The organism is Actinomadura physcomitrii, assembly GCF_008923205.2.
In the GTDB taxonomy this organism is placed as follows: domain Bacteria; phylum Actinomycetota; class Actinomycetes; order Streptosporangiales; family Streptosporangiaceae; genus Spirillospora; species Spirillospora physcomitrii.
On sequence record NZ_WBMS02000004.1, the window covers coordinates 1 to 14,720 of the forward strand.

Annotated in this window: 14 protein-coding genes and 1 pseudogene; 6 read left to right on the plus strand and 9 right to left on the minus strand. The window is 73.7% G+C overall.

The window, feature by feature from the left end:
* A partial coding sequence (locus F8568_RS05940) for a bifunctional phosphatase PAP2/O-acyltransferase family protein (RefSeq protein ID WP_202124566.1) occupies positions 1-1,284 on the minus strand: 1,284 nt, incomplete at its 3' end.
* 207 nt (positions 1,285-1,491) lie between these two features.
* Here F8568_RS05940 and F8568_RS05945 point away from each other — a divergent pair.
* A complete protein-coding gene (locus F8568_RS05945) occupies positions 1,492-2,238 on the plus strand; it encodes a PadR family transcriptional regulator (RefSeq protein ID WP_151592262.1) in 747 nt (248 codons plus the stop codon).
* 4 nt (positions 2,239-2,242) lie between these two features.
* Positions 2,243-2,749, plus strand: a complete 507-nt coding sequence (locus tag F8568_RS05950) for a DUF1707 SHOCT-like domain-containing protein (RefSeq protein WP_151592264.1) — start codon at positions 2,243-2,245, stop codon at positions 2,747-2,749.
* A 24-nt stretch (positions 2,750-2,773) separates the two neighbouring features.
* Here the strand turns inward: F8568_RS05950 and F8568_RS05955 are convergent, their stop codons facing one another.
* The 4 genes from F8568_RS05955 to edd form a co-directional block, all read right to left on the minus strand.
* Complete coding sequence (locus tag F8568_RS05955; RefSeq protein ID WP_151592267.1) at positions 2,774-3,169, minus strand: PPOX class F420-dependent oxidoreductase; 396 nt, start codon at positions 3,167-3,169, stop codon at positions 2,774-2,776.
* A gap of 62 nt (positions 3,170-3,231) precedes the next feature.
* On the minus strand, positions 3,232-3,858 hold the full coding sequence (gene eda / locus F8568_RS05960) for a bifunctional 4-hydroxy-2-oxoglutarate aldolase/2-dehydro-3-deoxy-phosphogluconate aldolase (RefSeq protein WP_151592269.1): 627 nt from the start codon (positions 3,856-3,858) through the stop codon (positions 3,232-3,234).
* Positions 3,855-4,859 (minus strand): glucokinase, encoded by a 1,005-nt coding sequence (glk, locus tag F8568_RS05965; protein ID WP_328600741.1) that lies wholly within the window; start codon positions 4,857-4,859, stop codon positions 3,855-3,857. Before glk ends, eda begins: the two co-directional genes overlap by 4 nt.
* A gap of 95 nt (positions 4,860-4,954) precedes the next feature.
* Positions 4,955-6,772 carry a phosphogluconate dehydratase gene (edd, locus tag F8568_RS05970; protein ID WP_151592273.1) on the minus strand — a complete coding sequence of 606 codons (1,818 nt, stop codon included), beginning with the start codon at positions 6,770-6,772 and terminating at the stop codon, positions 4,955-4,957.
* 148 nt (positions 6,773-6,920) lie between these two features.
* On the opposite strand from edd, the gene F8568_RS05975 reads away from it, so the two are divergent.
* A complete protein-coding gene (locus tag F8568_RS05975) occupies positions 6,921-8,039 on the plus strand; it encodes an ROK family transcriptional regulator (protein ID WP_151592275.1) in 1,119 nt (372 codons plus the stop codon).
* 9 nt (positions 8,040-8,048) lie between these two features.
* Here the strand turns inward: F8568_RS05975 and F8568_RS05980 are convergent, their stop codons facing one another.
* A complete protein-coding gene (locus F8568_RS05980; protein WP_151592277.1) occupies positions 8,049-9,701 on the minus strand; it encodes an ABC-F family ATP-binding cassette domain-containing protein in 1,653 nt (550 codons plus the stop codon).
* 48 nt (positions 9,702-9,749) lie between these two features.
* Complete coding sequence (locus tag F8568_RS05985) at positions 9,750-10,736, minus strand: quinone oxidoreductase family protein (RefSeq protein ID WP_151592279.1); 987 nt, start codon at positions 10,734-10,736, stop codon at positions 9,750-9,752.
* A gap of 79 nt (positions 10,737-10,815) precedes the next feature.
* Between F8568_RS05985 and F8568_RS05990 the strand changes: the two genes are divergently transcribed.
* The 3 genes from F8568_RS05990 (at position 10,816) to F8568_RS06000 (ending at position 13,647) form a co-directional block, all read left to right on the plus strand.
* Complete coding sequence (locus tag F8568_RS05990) at positions 10,816-11,172, plus strand: ArsR/SmtB family transcription factor (protein WP_151592281.1); 357 nt, start codon at positions 10,816-10,818, stop codon at positions 11,170-11,172.
* A gap of 42 nt (positions 11,173-11,214) precedes the next feature.
* Complete coding sequence (locus F8568_RS05995; protein ID WP_151592283.1) at positions 11,215-11,910, plus strand: GNAT family N-acetyltransferase; 696 nt, start codon at positions 11,215-11,217, stop codon at positions 11,908-11,910.
* 255 nt (positions 11,911-12,165) lie between these two features.
* Positions 12,166-13,647: a metallophosphoesterase family protein gene (locus tag F8568_RS06000; RefSeq protein WP_151592285.1), complete on the plus strand. Its 1,482-nt coding sequence runs from the start codon at positions 12,166-12,168 to the stop codon at positions 13,645-13,647.
* A 14-nt stretch (positions 13,648-13,661) separates the two neighbouring features.
* On the opposite strand, the gene F8568_RS06005 is transcribed toward F8568_RS06000, so the two are convergent.
* Positions 13,662-13,868, minus strand: coding sequence for a DUF397 domain-containing protein (locus F8568_RS06005; protein ID WP_151592287.1), 207 nt, complete (start codon positions 13,866-13,868; stop codon positions 13,662-13,664).
* A pseudogene (locus tag F8568_RS50950) lies at positions 13,865-14,678 on the minus strand (helix-turn-helix domain-containing protein). The gene F8568_RS06005 and the pseudogene F8568_RS50950 overlap by 4 nt, the downstream one beginning before the upstream one ends.
* Positions 14,679-14,720 lie beyond the last annotated feature (42 nt).

Consider the following 14,720-nt stretch of genomic DNA (forward strand, 5'->3'; position numbering starts at 1 on the left):
GGCGCCGGCGAGCGCCTCGCGGACGCGGCGGCGCGGCGGCATCGCCGGCTCGGCGCCGCCGGACGGGCCCGGCGCGGCGGGCTCCATCAGCGAGATGGCCTGCGCGACGACGCCGACGCCGTCCGCGACGACGTGGTGCATCAGGAACACCAGCGTGGTGCGGCCGGGCGCGGCCCCGCCGACCAGGATCATCCGCCACAGCGGCCGGTCGCGGGGCAGCGGCTCGGCCTGGATCTCGGCGATCAGCGCGCGCAGGCCGTCCATCCCGTCGACGCCGCGCTCGGTGACGTGCCACGACCAGTCGAGGGCGGGATGGTCGCGCCAGACCGGGCGCCGCCACCGGCCGCCGTCCTCGAGCCGCTGCCGGAACCGCGGCAGCCGGTCGAGCCGGTCGCCGATCAGCCGGACCAGGTCGAGCCGGCCGAGCGCGCGGCGGGACGTGTCGAGCATGATGACGCCGCCCGTGTGCTGCGGCGCGGCGGCGCTCTCCACCGCGAGGAAGAACGCGTCCTGCGCCGGAACGCGCTCGGCGGCCGGGGGGCGCGCGGCCAACCGCTCGGCGGTGGCCACCGACAGCGCCACCAGCGGCACCGCCGCGACCGCGTCCAGCACGTAGTGGTTGGCCGTCGCGACGATGACGCAGGCGGTCACCGCGATGTGCGCGCCGTTCAGGATCCGCGCCGGCCGCGGCGCGCCCGCCCGCGCGAGCTGCGCCCCGGCCCATAAAGCCCAGGCCATGTGCAGGGACGGGACGGCCGCGAACCGGTCCGCGTGCTCGATCACCGGCGAGCCCCACGACCCCCACGTCCGGCCGAGCCGGACGGTGTCGACGAAGCCGAGGCCGCCCAGCAGCCGCGGCGGCATCACCGGGTACAGCGCGAAGCAGGCGATCGCGGCGACGTTCAGCATGACGAACGCGTTGCGCGCCGTCCGGTACCGGTCGGGGTGGCGCAGGTACAGCCAGGCCAGCACCGCGAACGTGACCGCGAGGTAGGCGGTCGCGTACTCGTAGTCGGCGAGGGCGCGCCAGGCGGGGCGTCCGGCGAGCCAGCCGTTGAGGGCCGGCTCCACGTCCAGGTGCAGGGCCCGCTCCAGCGCGAGCACCGACTCCCCGCGCCGGCGGGCCGCGTCCTGCCTGACCTGCTCCGGCAGCATCGCCACCAGGGAGTACAGCCCGAACAGCGCCAGCCCGAGCAGCACCTCGCCGCCGGCCCGCCCCCGCGTCCCGGCGCCGCCCCCGGTGAGGGCCGCGTCCCGCACGGTCACCGCGTCCTGAGTCCCCATCGTCCCCCCGACCGGCTGCTACCCAGCATTTCCGCCGGTCAGACGGCCATGACCGGAATCGAGGAGCATGTCCGGGATGCGCGCGGGGGGCCGGCCGGGGATCCGGTCCGCGATTCCGGGAACCATCTGGCACAGCGAGCCGTCTTCGATATATCGTTGTCGTATCGCGAGGGATCAAAGAGAGATCTCAGAAGGAAGGTGCGGAACATGGGAGCGGCACACGCGCACGGCGGACCCGACTGGCGCTGGGCGTTCGCGGCGGCGGCGCTCGGAGCGAAGGCCGCGCACGCGGCGTCCCGGCACGGCCCCCACGCGCACGGCCCCGGGCCGCGCGGCGAGTTCCCCGGCTTCGGCCCGATGTTCGGCGGCGGGCCCGGCCCCTGGGGACCGGGCGGATTCGGGCCCGGCCGGCCGCCGTGGGCGCGCGGGCGCGGCCCCTGGGGCCGCGGGCCCAAGGCGCGCAAGGGCAACGTCCGCGCGGCGATCCTCGTCCTGCTGGCCGAGGAGCCCCGCAACGGCTACCAGATCATCCAGGAGATCAACGAGCGCAGCGGCGGCGCATGGAAACCCAGCCCCGGCGCGGTCTACCCGGCGCTGCAGCAGCTCGCCGACGAGGGCCTCATCGCGGGCGAGGAGGGCGGCGGCCGGCGCACCTTCCACCTCACCGACGAGGGCCGCGCGCACGTCGAGGAGAACGCCGACCGGCTCGCCGAGCCGTGGGCGGAGATGACGCCCGAGTTCGGCGAGGGCGTCCCCGACCTGTTCAAGCAGGCCGCGCAGACGGGGGCCGCGGTCATGCAGATCGTCCACTCCGGCAGCCCCGAGCAGGTCGCCCGGGCACGCGACGTCCTGTCGGACGCCCGCCGGAGCCTGTACCGGATCCTGGCCGACGACGCGCCCGGCGACGGCTCCGCCGCCGACGCGGGCCCCACGGCCGACGACGACGAGGAGTAGACCGATGACTCGCCCGGACGACATCCGCATCGGCGACGCCGAGCGGGACGCCGTGATGGTCGCCCTGCACGACCACTTCGCGGCGGGGCGGCTCGACCGCGGTGAACTCGACGAGCGGCTCGACGCCGTGCTGGCCGCCAAGACGCGCGGCGACCTGCGCGCCCTCGTCCGCGACCTGCCCGCGCCGAACGGCCTGCCCGAACCGGAACGCCCCGCGGCGGCCTTCGCCGAGGGCCCCTGGGGCCACGGCCCCGCGCTGATGTTCGGCGGCCCGGGACACCCGATGCGCCGGCACCACCGCCATCACGGCCACCTGGCGCGCCGGCACGGGCCGCCCTTCCCGGCGTTCCCGCTGATGATCGCCGTGTTCCTCGCGCTCGCGTTCACGGTGGGCGTGGGGACGGCGGCGCTGGCCGTGCTGCACGTCGCGCTGGTGATCTGGCTGATCCGCGCGGCGATGCTGCTGGTCGGCGCCCGCCGCTCCCGCCGCCACCTCACCCCCGGCGCCTGAGCCGGGGGCACGCCTCGGGGGAGGTCACGCGTCGAGCGTCAGCTCGTAGTGCAGGGTCTTGTAGCGCTTCATCTTGTGGAAGAGCGGGACGGCGAAGCCCTGCTGGAAGCGGTGCTTGCGCGCCAGCAGCCGGCGGATCGGCTTCGCCTCCTCCTCGGTCAGCGGCCGGACGCGGCCGTGCACCGCGGGGCCGGTGACCTTGCCGCGGTAGGTGCTCGGCGCGACCTCGACCTCGGGGTTGCGGGCCATCCGCTTGACCTTGTACGCCTTGTCGTAGGTGCGGAAGTAGGCGCGGTCGCCGCGGACGACGACGTTCACCGGCGTCCCGACCGGCGTGCCGTCCTTGCGGTAGGTGGTCAGCAGGACGGTGCGCTGCCGGGCCAGGGCGTCGAGCGTCTCGCGGATGTTCGCGGTCTCCATTGCGGGCCTCCCTTGTTCTTGTTCTCGCCCAGGAGACTGGGGGGAGGCCCGCGAATGTGACATCAGGCCGGGCGCAGTTCTGCGGCCTCGGCGGCGAGGCCGCGGATCCGGTCCCAGTCCCCCGCGCCGACGGCGTCGGACGGGGTCAGCCAGGTGCCGCCGACGCAGCCGACGTTCGGCAGCGCGAGGTACTCGGCGGCGTTGCCGGGCCGGATCCCGCCGGTCGGGCAGAACGTGATCTGCGGCAGCGGCCCGCCGAGCGCCTTCAGGTAGGGGACGCCGCCCGCCGGCTCGGCCGGGAAGAACTTCATCGCGGTGACGCCGTCCTCCAGCAGCGCCATCGCCTCGGACGCGCTGGAGACGCCCGGCAGGAACGGCAGGCCGGTGTCCGCCATCGCGGCCCGCAGCCGGGGCATGCAGCCGGGGCTGACCAGGAACCGCGCGCCCGCCTTCAGCGACCGCTCGGCGTCCCGCGCGGTGACGACCGTGCCGGCGCCGACGACGGCGTCCGGCACCTCGGCGGCGATCCGCTCGATCGACTCGGCGGCGGCGGGCGTGCGCAGCGTCACCTCGATCGCGGGGAGGCCGCCCTCGACCAGGGCGCGGGCCAGCGGGACCGCGTGGTCGGCGTCGTCGAGGACGACGACCGGGACGACGGGCGCGAGGCCGAGCAGCTCTTCGGTGTTCATACGTGCTCCAGGTTCTCCAGGGCGGCCGGGGTCTGCGCCAGCCGGACGGCGGCGCCGACGAGGGCCGGGCCGGGGTGGACGATCAGCGAGGTCGGGATGGGCCGCAGGTAGTCCTCGACGGGCGGCTTGGCCTCGAAGCGGGCACGGAAGTCGCTGCCGCGCAGCGCGCCGGCGATGCGCGGCAGGATGCCGCCGCCGAGGTGGACGCCGCCGCGGGCGCCGAGGGTCAGCGCGACGTTCCCGGCGAGCGAGCCGAGGAGCGCGCAGAACATCGCGACGGCCTCCGCGCACAGCGGGTCGCCGTCGCGGGCGCAGATCCCCGCGGGGTCCAGCGGCTCGGCCTTCACACCGTCGAGTATCGCCAGGTAGCGGTGGATGCGGGCGAGGCCCGTCCCCGACAGCAGGGACTCGGCGCGGGCGGTGCCGTGCTCGGCGCGCAGCAGCCGCGCGACCGCCAGCTCCCGGTCGGTCGCGGCGGGCACGTCGACCTGCCCGCCCTCGCCGGCCAGCGGCACCCACCCGGCGGGCGTCGGGACGAGCCCGGCGACGCCGAGCCCGGTCCCGGGGCCGAGGACGGCGAGCGGCGCGGGACCGGCGGCGGGATCGGGCGCGGGACCGATCTGAATCAGGTCATCGGGGCCCAGGCGGGGCAGCGCGAGGGCGAGCGCCTCGAAGTCGTTGAGGATCTCCAGGTGCGGGACGCCGAGACGCTCGCGCACCGACTCCGCGGTGCCCTTCGGCCAGCCCGCGTTGGTCAGGTGGTAGGCCCCGTCGTGGACGGGACCCGCCACCGCCAGGCACGCGGCCGCAGGCCGGACGTCCGGGGCGTGCCGTCCGAGGTAGGCGGCGGCGGCCTCGGCCAGCCCGGCGTGGTCGCGGGTGGGCAGCGACTCGACCCGCTCCGGGACGCCGTCCGGGCCGTCGACGAGGGCGAAGCGGGCGTTCGTGCCGCCGACGTCGGCGACCAGCCAGGCCGTGCCCGCTCCAGTACTCAGGCTCACGCGAGTCTCCTGTGAGGGGGCGACCCCCCACACCCCCCGGTTCGCTTCGCTCATGCGAGTCTCCTGTGAGGGGGCGACCCCCCACACCCCCCGGCTCACGCGAATACCCCGGCGCCCAGCTCGGCGGCGGCCACGGAGCGGCGGAACGCGTCGAACAGCTCGCGGCCGGTGCCCGTCCACTCCTCCGCGGACGGTGCCGCGCCGCCGGGGATGCGCGCGTCGAACTCCTCGTCGGGGACGAGCACCTCGAGCAGCCCCTTGTCGGCGTCGAGCCGGACGATGTCGCCGTCGCGGACGCGGGCGAGCGGCCCGCCCGCCGCCGCCTCCGGCGACACGTGGATCGCGGCGGGCACCGCCCCCGAGGCGCCCGACATGCGCCCGTCCGTGACGAGCGCGACCCGGAACCCGCGGTCCTGGAGCACCGACAGCGGCGGGGTGAGGCGGTGCAGCTCCGGCATGCCGTTGGCGCGCGGGCCCTGGTGCCGGACGACCGCGACGACGTCCCGGTCCAGCTCGCCGGCGGCGAACGCCTCCTGCAGCGCCTCCTGCGACTCGAACACCCGGGCGGGCGCCTCCACCGTGCGGTGCTCGGGCCGCACCGCCGACACCTTGATCACCGCGCGGCCGAGGTTGCCGGACACGGTGTGCAGGCCTCCGTGGGTGTCGAACGGCTCGTCCGCCGGGCGCAGGACGTCGGTGTCGCCGGACTCGGCGGGCGCCTCGTCCCACACGACCCTGCCGCCGTCGAGCCGCGGCGCCTTCCGGTACGCGTCGAGGGTGGCGCCGCCGACGGTTCGCGCGTCCTCGTGCAGCAGCCCCGCGTCGATCAGCTCGCCGATGAGGAACGCGGTGCCGCCCGCGGCGTGGAAGTGGTTCACATCGGCGGTCCCGTTCGGGTAGAGCCGGGTGAGCAGCGGCGTCACCTTCGACAGCTCGTCGAAGTCGTCCCAGGTCAGCTCGATGCCGGCGGCGGCGGCCATCGCGACCAGGTGCAGCGTGTGGTTGGTGGACCCGCCGGTCGCGAGCAGCGCGGTGATCGCGTTGGCGAACGCCCGCTCGTCCAGCAGCTCGCCGATCGGGGTGTACTCGTCGGCGAGGTCGGTCAGCTTGAGGATGCGCCGCCCGGCCGCCTCGGTCAGCCCGTCGCGCAGCGGGGTCCCCGGCGGGACGAAGCTGGCGCCCGGCAGGTGCAGGCCCATGACCTCCATGAGCAGCTGGTTGGAGTTGGCCGTCCCGTAGAAGGTGCAGGTGCCGGGCGAGTGGTAGGACGCGGCCTCCGCGGCGAGCAGCTCGTCCCGGCCGATCTCCCCCGCCGCGTACCGCTTGCGGACCCTGGCCTTCTGCGCGTTCGGCAGCCCCGACGCCATCGGCCCGGCCGGCACCAGGATCACCGGCAGGTGCCCGAACGCCAGCGCCCCGATCACCAGCCCCGGGACGATCTTGTCGCAGACCCCGAGCAGCAGCGCGCCGTCGAACATGTCGTGCGACAGCGCCACCGCCGTCGCCATCGCCACCACGTCCCGGCTGAACAGCGACAGCTCCATGCCCGCGCGGCCCTGCGTGATGCCGTCGCACATCGCCGGGACGCCGCCCGCGAACTGCGCGGTGCCGCCCGCCCGCCGGATCGCGGCCTTCAGGATGTCCGGGTAGTCCTTCAACGGCTGGTGCGCGGAGAGCATGTCGTTGTACGCCGACACGATCGCGATGTTCGGCGTGGCGTTCCCGCGCAGCCACAGCTTGTCCTGGACGCCGCAGGCCGCGAACCCGTGCGCCAGGTTCGCGCACCCCATGCCGCCGCGCGCCGGGCCCTGCGTGCGGGCGGCGGAGACGCGGTCGAGGTAGGCGGTGCGCCGGGCGGCGCTCCGCTCGGCGATCCGCTGTGTGACACGTTCCAGGACGGGGTGCAAGGCCATCGCGAGCTCCAGACCAGGGGGATCAATAGATCGCCAAACTATCGAGACATAGGTCACCCGTACAAGCCGACTTATGAACTTCAACTAACAAAAGTCCGTCTGTTCGGCTAACTGGACGTACTGAACGGGGCCGTGCTTGACTGGCCGGATGCCGCGTCCCGTGACCCGCCCGTGCACGACCGGCGACGTGCTGCGCCTCATCCGCGAGGACGGCGTCGCCACCCGCGCCGACCTGGGCCGCGTCACCGGCCTGTCCCGGCCCGCCGTCGCGTCCCGCGTCGCCGACCTGATCGCCCGCGGCCTCGTCGTCGAGCGCGCCGACGGCCCGTCCACCGGCGGGCGGCCCCCGGCCCGCCTCGCGTTCAACGCCGCCGGCGGCACCGTGCTCGTCGCCAACCTCGGCCAGTCCCGCGGCCAGGTCGCCGTCTGCGACCTCGCCGGCCGCGTCCTCGCCCAGGCCGACGCGCCGCCCGCCGGCCCCACCGCGGGCGAGACCCTGCCCCGCCTCATCGACCAGTGGACCGACCTGCTCGCCGGATCCGGCATCGACCCGGCGTCCGTCCGGGGCGTCGGCCTCGGCGTGCCCGACGCCGTCGAGCACGTCGCCGGACGCTGGGACCGCGTCGAGGTCGGCCCGCCCGTCCAGGAGCGCTTCGGCGTCCCCGCCCACCTCGACAACGAGGTCAACACCGCCGCGCTCGGCGAGCACCAGGCCCACCCCGGCGTCCGCGACCTGCTGTTCGTCAAGGTGTCCACCGGCATCGGCGCGGGCGTGATCGCGGGCGGCGCCATCCAGCGCGGCGCGCTCGGCGCGGCCGGCGAGATCGGCCACGTGCCCGTCCCGGCCGCCGGGGACGCCCCGTGCCGCTGCGGCAACACCGGCTGCGTCGAGGCCGTCGCCGGCGGCACCGCGCTGCTCGCCCGCTCGTCCGCCGCGGACCTGCCCGCCCTCGCCGCGATGGCCCGCGCCGGCGACCCCGCCACCGTCGCGCTGCTGCGCGAGGCGGGCCGCCGCATCGGCGAGGTCGTCGCCACCGCCGTGAACCTGCTCAACCCCGCCGTCGTCGTCCTCGGCGGCGACCTCGTCGGCGCCGACGAACCGCTCATCGCGGGCCTGCGCGAGGTCGTCTACCAGCGCTCCACCGTGCTCGCGACGCGCAGCCTGCGCATCGAGCCGAGCCGCCTCGGCGAGAGCGCCGGCCTCACCGGCTGCGCCGCCATGGTCCTCGGCAACGTCCTGTCCCCCGAGGCCGTCGACGCCCTGTGACCTGGGCGGTCAGCCCGCGGTGGGGGCGAGGTCGTCGGCGACGCGGCCGCCGGCCACGGTGAGGCGGCGGGTGGTGCGGACGGCCCGCAGCATCCGCCGGTCATGCGTGACCAGCAGCAGCGTGCCCGGGTAGGACTCCAGCGCGGACTCCAGCTGCTCGATCGCCGGGAGGTCCAGGTGGTTGGTCGGCTCGTCCAGCACCAGCAGGTTGACGCCCTTGCCCTGGAGCAGGGCCAGCGCGGCGCGGGTCCGCTCGCCGGGCGACAGCGTCGCCGCAGGGCGCAGCACGTGGTCGGCGCGCAGCCCGAACTTCGCCAGCAGCGTCCGGACGGGCTCGGGCTCCAGCCCCGACGCGGCGGCGAACGCGTCCAGCAGCGGCTCGTCCCCGAGGAACAGGCCGCGCGCCTGGTCGACCTCCCCGACGACCACGCCGGGGCCGAGCGCCGCGTCGCCCTCGTCCGGGACGATCCGGCCGAGCAGCGCGCCCAGCAGCGTGGTCTTGCCCGCGCCGTTCGCCCCGGTGATCGCGACCCGGTCGGCCCAGCCGATCTCCAGGTCCACCGGCCCCAGCGTGAACGCGCCGCGCCGCACGACAGCGCCGCGCAGCGTCGCCACCACCGCCCCGGACCGGGGCGCCGCGGCGATCTCCATCCGCAGCTCCCACTCCTTGCGGGGCTCCTCGACGGCGTCGAGCCGCTCGATGGCCCGCTCGGTCTGCCGCGCCTTCGCCGCCTGCTTCTCGCTCGCCTCCGACCGGAACCTGCGCCCGATCTTGTCGTTGTCGGTGGCCTTGCGGCGCGCGTTGCGGACGCCCTTGTCCATCCACGCGCGCTGCATCCGGCCGCGCTCCCGCAGCGCGGACAGCTTCCCGGCGTACTCCTCGTACTCGGCCCGCGCGTGCCGCCGGGCGACCTCGCGTTCGGCCAGGTAGGCGTCGTATCCGCCGCCGTAGAGGTTGATCTGGTGCTGGGCGAGGTCGAGCTCCAGGACGGACGTCACCGTCCGGGCCAGGAACTCGCGGTCATGGCTGACGACCACGGTCCCGGCGCGCAGGCCGGTGACGAAGCGCTCCAGCCGCTCCAGGCCGTCCAGGTCGAGATCGTTGGTGGGCTCGTCCAGCAGGAACACGTCGTACCGGCTGAGCAGCAGCGACGCCAGCCCGGCCCGGGCCGCCTGCCCGCCCGACAGCGCCGTCATCGGCCGGTCCAGCCCGACGCCGAGCCCGAGGTCGGCCGCGACCTCCCCCGCCCGGTCCTCCAGGTCGGCGCCGCCGAGGGCGAGCCAGCGCTCCAGGGCCGCGGCGTAGGCGTCGTCGGCGCCCGCGCGCCCCTCCACGAGGCCTTCGGTCGCCGCGTCCAGGTCGGCCTGGGCCCGCGCCACGCCCGTCCGGCGGGCGAGGAACGCCGCGACGGTCTCGTCCGGCCGCCGCTCCGGCTCCTGCGGCAGGTACCCGACGACCGCCGACGCCGGGCTGAGCTGGACGGCGCCCGACTCGGGCGTCCCGAGCCCGGCCAGCAGCCGCAGCAGCGTCGACTTCCCGGCCCCATTGCCGCCGACCAGCCCGACGACGTCGCCGGGCGCGACGACGAGATCGAGACCGTCGAACAGCGCCCGGTCCCCATGCCCGGCCGCGAGATCCTTGACGACGAGAGTGGCGCTCATAGGCTTCCCACGCTATCGGCCGCACGCCCCTGCGCCGGCCGTGCGGCCTCACCTGAGGCGGGCCACGTACTTGCCGGTGCCGTGGCCTTCCGCGAGCAGCTGATGGACGCCGGCCACCTCGGCGAGCGACCCGACCTCGGTGACCTCGACGTCCAGCCGCCCATCGGCGACCAGATCCAGAACACGGCGCACGGCCTCGGCCACGCGCGCGGGAGCCGAGGCCGACAGGCCGCTGATGCTGAAGCCGGCGATCGCGACGTTCCCCGCGAGGAGCCGCTTCATCGGCGGCAGGGGCGCGGGCCGTCCGCCGGCGGCGTTGCCGAAGAGCACGATCCGCGCGCCCGGTGCCGCGACGGCGAGATCGACGTCGAGCATGTCGGTTCCCAGCGGGTCCAGTACGACGTCCACACCGGCGTCGACGGTCTTCATGACCTCGGCCGCTATGTCCTCGTCCCGCGCCAGCGCGACGTCGTAGCCGCGCTTGCGGGCTTCGGCGACCTTGCCGGCGCGACCCACGGTGCCGATGCGGAGCCCGCCGCCGAGCGCGGGCACGAGCTGCGCGACCGCGGCGCCGATACCGCCGCTCGCCGAGTGCACCAGGACGCTCTCCCCGGGGCTGAAGCGCCCGGCCTGGGTGAGCAGGAGCAGCGCGCTCGCCAGCATGAGCGGGGCCGCCGCCGCGACGGGCATCGGGACCCCGTCGGGTACCGGCACGGTGAGCGCCGCCGGTGCGACCGCGACCTCCGCCAGGCCGCCGCCCGCCAGGGTGAGAGCCGCCACCTTCGTCCCGGGACGCAGGCCGGTGACGCCGTCGCCCACCTCGCGGACGATTCCCGCGACCTCCTTGCCGGGCGCGTAGGGCCAGGCGGGGACGTAACCGGGGTCGTCCCGGCGGGCCATCACATCGAGGAAGTTGATCCCGGCGTCGACGACCTCGATGGCCACCTCGGCCGGTCCCGGCCGGGGCGCGGGGAGCTCGACGACCTCGGTCCGGTCCGCGTTCCGGGCGGGACCGGTGAACATCAGCGTCCGCATGGGCCTCTCCTTCTTCGACGTTCGTAGTACAACGAAAGTAGTACCACAGTTGTACGATGTTCGTCGAAGGAGGACGAAGATGCCCCGATCACAGGGCCGCCGCCTGGCGCCGCAACACCCCGACGTCGACCGGATGGACCTGCTCGACGTCCTGCACGCGCTGGCCGACCCGACCCGCATGACCATCGTCCTGACCCTGCACGCGCAGCCGGAGCGCCCGTGCGGCACGTTCCCGGTGGACGTCGCGCCCTCGACCCTCTCCCACCACTTCCGGGTACTGCGCGAAGCGGGCGTCATCCGGCAACGCGACGACGGCAACCGCCGCTGGACGACCCTGCGCCACGAGGACCTCGAGCACCGCTTCCCCGGCCTGCTCGAGACCGTCGTCACCGCCTACCACCAGCAGCAAAGGCACACTCCCGGCGCCCATCGTTGATCACCAGGAGTCATCCGGTCCTTGCCGGACGTTGGGTTAGACATGAACCCGCTTTACCTGCAGACCGGAACGGCTCGGCCCCCGGATGCCCCGGCTCCGGCAGAGATCCGGCCGTTCACCGAGAGTGACCGCGCGGAGCTGCTCGCCCTGTTCGCCCGCGCCCGCGAGGGCTCCCCCTCGGCGTCCCTGTGGGGCCACGAGGAATCCGAGGCGGCGATCTACCTCACCCCCTATATGGACCTGGAGCCGGAGTCGATCTTCGTCGCCGAGTCCGGGGGACGGCTCGTGGGCTGCCTGACCGGGTGCCGCGACTCCTCCCGCCTTCCCAGCGAGGAAGCCCGCACGCTGGAGGCCATCCGGAGGCACCGCCTCATGCTGCGCCCCCGCCTGACCGCCTTCTTCGCGCGCAGCACGGCCGACCTGCTGTGGGCCGCGGCCCGCCGCCGTCCGAGGGCCGGGGCCTTCGAGGACGCCCGATGGCCCGCGCACCTGCACATCAACCTCGTCCCCGAGGCGCGCGGCACCGGAGCCGCCGAGAACCTCATGACCGTCTGGTTCGACCGGCTCCGATCCACCGGCTCCCCCGGCTGCCACCTGCAGACCCTCTGCGAGAACACCCGCGCCCTCGCGTTCTTCCGGCGGATGGGCTTCACCGAGCACGGCCCGGCCCGCCTCGTCCCCGGCGCCCGCTACCGCGGCGGACGCCTCCACCAGCGCACCATGACCTGGACCCCCTGACCTCAACCTCCTCTCAGGCCGGTTGGCGAACCTCGCTCGGGTGAGTCTCCACGTTCCTCAGGGCGGAGAGCACCATGTCCTCGGTCGAGTGCAGGGCGGCCATGGACTTTCGCTGATCATCACTTGAACAACCCCGGAGACCGGGTCCGGCATGCGCCGGACCGGGGCAGGGCAGATCACCAGCGGCTTTGTCGGGTGATCAACCGCAGTCCACCGCTATGGACCGCTCAATGCCGAACAGGGGAAGTCGGAGTGATGTCACGCCTCGCACTCGTGGCCCTGGCGGTCGCCGGCGCGCTTGCCGCCGCGATCACCGGGCCGCTGCGTCCCCCGTCACAGCCCGTCCGGGCGGCGTCCTCGCCACCGCCTCCAGCGGGCGCCAAGAACGGTGAGGCGTGGGCGTGGACGCAACTGGTCAACGGCGCCTCGCACACGACCGAGATCCGGTTCGCCACCACCGAGCAGCCCTCCGGCCAGTGCCCCACCGCGCAGTACAGGCAGGCGGGCCAGACCCGCACCGCGCCGATGCGGAAGGTGAGCGACCCCTACGTCACCGCGGGCGGGCTCCAGCAGTTCCCGACCACGCTCTGCACGCTGCAGGTCCCCGACGGGTCCACCGACGCGCTGATCGAGCCGAATACCACCAGCGCGGCGACCGTCCACCCCGGCAACCTGCAGCTCCCGCTGCCGGACTGGCCCGTCACCGGCCGCCCCCGGCGGATCGCCGTGATCGGCGACGCCGGCTGCGAGGTCGCCTCCCCCGTCTCCGGGTCCGCCGCCAACCAGGACTGCCTCAAGAGCTGGTCGTTGCACACCCTCGCCACGCACGCCGCCGCCCAGTCCCGCCCGGACCTCGTCGTCCACGTCGGCGACTACGTCTACCGCGAGCAGCCGCAGGCGGCGAACGACGCCTCGGCGGGCTGCAACGCCCAAGGCCAGGCGGCCGACTGGGGCTGCCTCGTCAAGGACTTCCTGCGGCCCGCCGAACCCCTGCTCGGGGAGGCGCCGTTCGTCTTCGCGCGGGGCAACCACGAGGTCTGCACATCGGGAAAGGTGGGGCGGGGCGCCGAATGGTTCCGCTACCTCGCCACCACCCCGCAGAAGGACAACGAGTGCTACACACTCCCGCAGACCCAGGTCGAACCGGAGCAGATCAACGCGGGCACGCTGCACTTCGTCCTGTTCGACTCGTCCGCCGCCGACGACGGAACCCAGCCCGACAAGGCCCAGGCGGGCCGTTACGCGAAGTGGTTCGACGAGGTGAACCGCCTGGCCGCCAACCACCCGCTGCACGACTACTTCCTCATCACCCACAAACCCTTGTGGACGGTCAAGCAGGCCTCGTCCACCGCCGTGACGTGGACGAACCCGACCCTGGCGAGCGGGGTCGCCCAGTCGGCGAGCAAGGCGCTGGCGCCCAACGTCCGCCTGGTGCTCTCCGGCCACCTGCACCTTTACCAGATGCTCGACTTCACTAAGAGCACACGTCCCCCGCAAGTGACCGTGGGCTCCTCGGGGACCACGCTCGACACCGCCCCGGACGACACCAAGGTGATGGGCAAGACCGTTGACGGCAAGACGGTCAAGAACTCGATCTCGCATGACGTGCACGGCTACGCGCTGCTGACCGACAAGGCCGGCCGGTGGCACCTGACGTTCCACGACGGTTCCGGAACGGCCTGGCCCCCGGACTGCACGCTGGGCAACGGCACCATCGAGGGCTTCACCTGCAAGTGAGCGCTCGCCGCGCCTCAGCGGCCGCCCCGCTCGTCAAGGTCAAGCTTTCCGAGCTTGATACGCGCCAGCAACCCGCCGAAGTCCCGAGCACTGACCCCGAGCCGAGGCCCCTCAGGATCCTTGGAATCCCGCACGCCAATCCGTCCGCCCAGGTCAGCCACCTCGACGCAAGCGTCGTCATTCCCGCCGCCGCTATGAGAGCTCTTACGCCACTTGGTCACTCGTAAGTCCTCATCGTCTGCTCGATCAGTTCCCTCGAAGCGTCCCTGGAAAGGGCAAACGCCCCGATCTGCTCGAACCGTATCGCGACGGTGGCAACCTCGTCACCGGCCTCGATCAGCCGTCCGCCGATCTGCGCTCCCGCGTAAGCCAGCTCCCTCGAGCGGATCTTGTAGATCTGAAGAGGGCCATCATGGCCTGGATGCCATCCCACCGATCTGGCCACGACGCGAATCATGGTGCGCGGATTCTCCCCCATCTTGAGAAGGTGACCAAGCTGATCCCGCATCACCGCGTGGTCGCCGATACGGCACTCGAGCACCTCTTGGTCGAGCAGGATCCACAGATATGGCGGCTCCTTGCGAAGCAGAATCTCCTGACGCTTCATCCGTGCCTTGGTCTCACGCTTCTGCTTCACGCATCCGCCCGGCAGCCCGCAGAAGCGCGAGAGCATAGTCCTCGGTCTGCGCCAGCAGCGGGATCGTCTTCCCATGATAAACCCGGACAACCTCTGCACTTTTCTCATACTGGATGAATTGCTTGAACCAGTCTGGATCGTGGCCCGTGCGGGCATAATGCATCAGCCGCTGGAAGTGCCCGCCGGTGTTCCACGCCTCGTCGAGAAGAGCAAGGTGATCGTCATTAGGACGAAACCTGCCGGCCTCCCAATTCGATACGGTCCCCCTCGTGGCCTTGACGATACGTGCCACCTGGGCGAGCGATAGACCTCGCTGGGTACGGTAAAACCACAGGTCAAAGGCCAGCCAGCCCCAAAGCGACGAGTTCGGGTCGATCGTTTCGCGCACCGACATGACAGCTCCTCGCGTATCGCATGCTTTGCAATCCAGTGCAGG

Excerpts from the sequence above, each read along its gene's own strand:
- F8568_RS05945 (WP_151592262.1), top strand. The coding sequence starts at position 1,492 with ATGGGAGCGGCACACGCGCACGGCGGACCCGACTGGCGCTGGGCGTTC.
- F8568_RS05950 (WP_151592264.1), top strand. The coding sequence starts at position 2,243 with ATGACTCGCCCGGACGACATCCGCATCGGCGACGCCGAGCGGGACGCC.
- F8568_RS05955 (WP_151592267.1), bottom strand. The coding sequence starts at position 3,169 with ATGGAGACCGCGAACATCCGCGAGACGCTCGACGCCCTGGCCCGGCAG.
- eda (WP_151592269.1), bottom strand. The coding sequence starts at position 3,858 with ATGAACACCGAAGAGCTGCTCGGCCTCGCGCCCGTCGTCCCGGTCGTC.
- edd (WP_151592273.1), bottom strand. The coding sequence starts at position 6,772 with ATGGCCTTGCACCCCGTCCTGGAACGTGTCACACAGCGGATCGCCGAG.
- F8568_RS05975 (WP_151592275.1), top strand. The coding sequence starts at position 6,921 with ATGCCGCGTCCCGTGACCCGCCCGTGCACGACCGGCGACGTGCTGCGC.
- F8568_RS05980 (WP_151592277.1), bottom strand. The coding sequence starts at position 9,701 with ATGAGCGCCACTCTCGTCGTCAAGGATCTCGCGGCCGGGCATGGGGAC.
- F8568_RS05985 (WP_151592279.1), bottom strand. The coding sequence starts at position 10,736 with ATGCGGACGCTGATGTTCACCGGTCCCGCCCGGAACGCGGACCGGACC.
- F8568_RS05990 (WP_151592281.1), top strand. The coding sequence starts at position 10,816 with ATGCCCCGATCACAGGGCCGCCGCCTGGCGCCGCAACACCCCGACGTC.
- F8568_RS05995 (WP_151592283.1), top strand. The coding sequence starts at position 11,215 with ATGAACCCGCTTTACCTGCAGACCGGAACGGCTCGGCCCCCGGATGCC.
- F8568_RS06000 (WP_151592285.1), top strand. The coding sequence starts at position 12,166 with ATGTCACGCCTCGCACTCGTGGCCCTGGCGGTCGCCGGCGCGCTTGCC.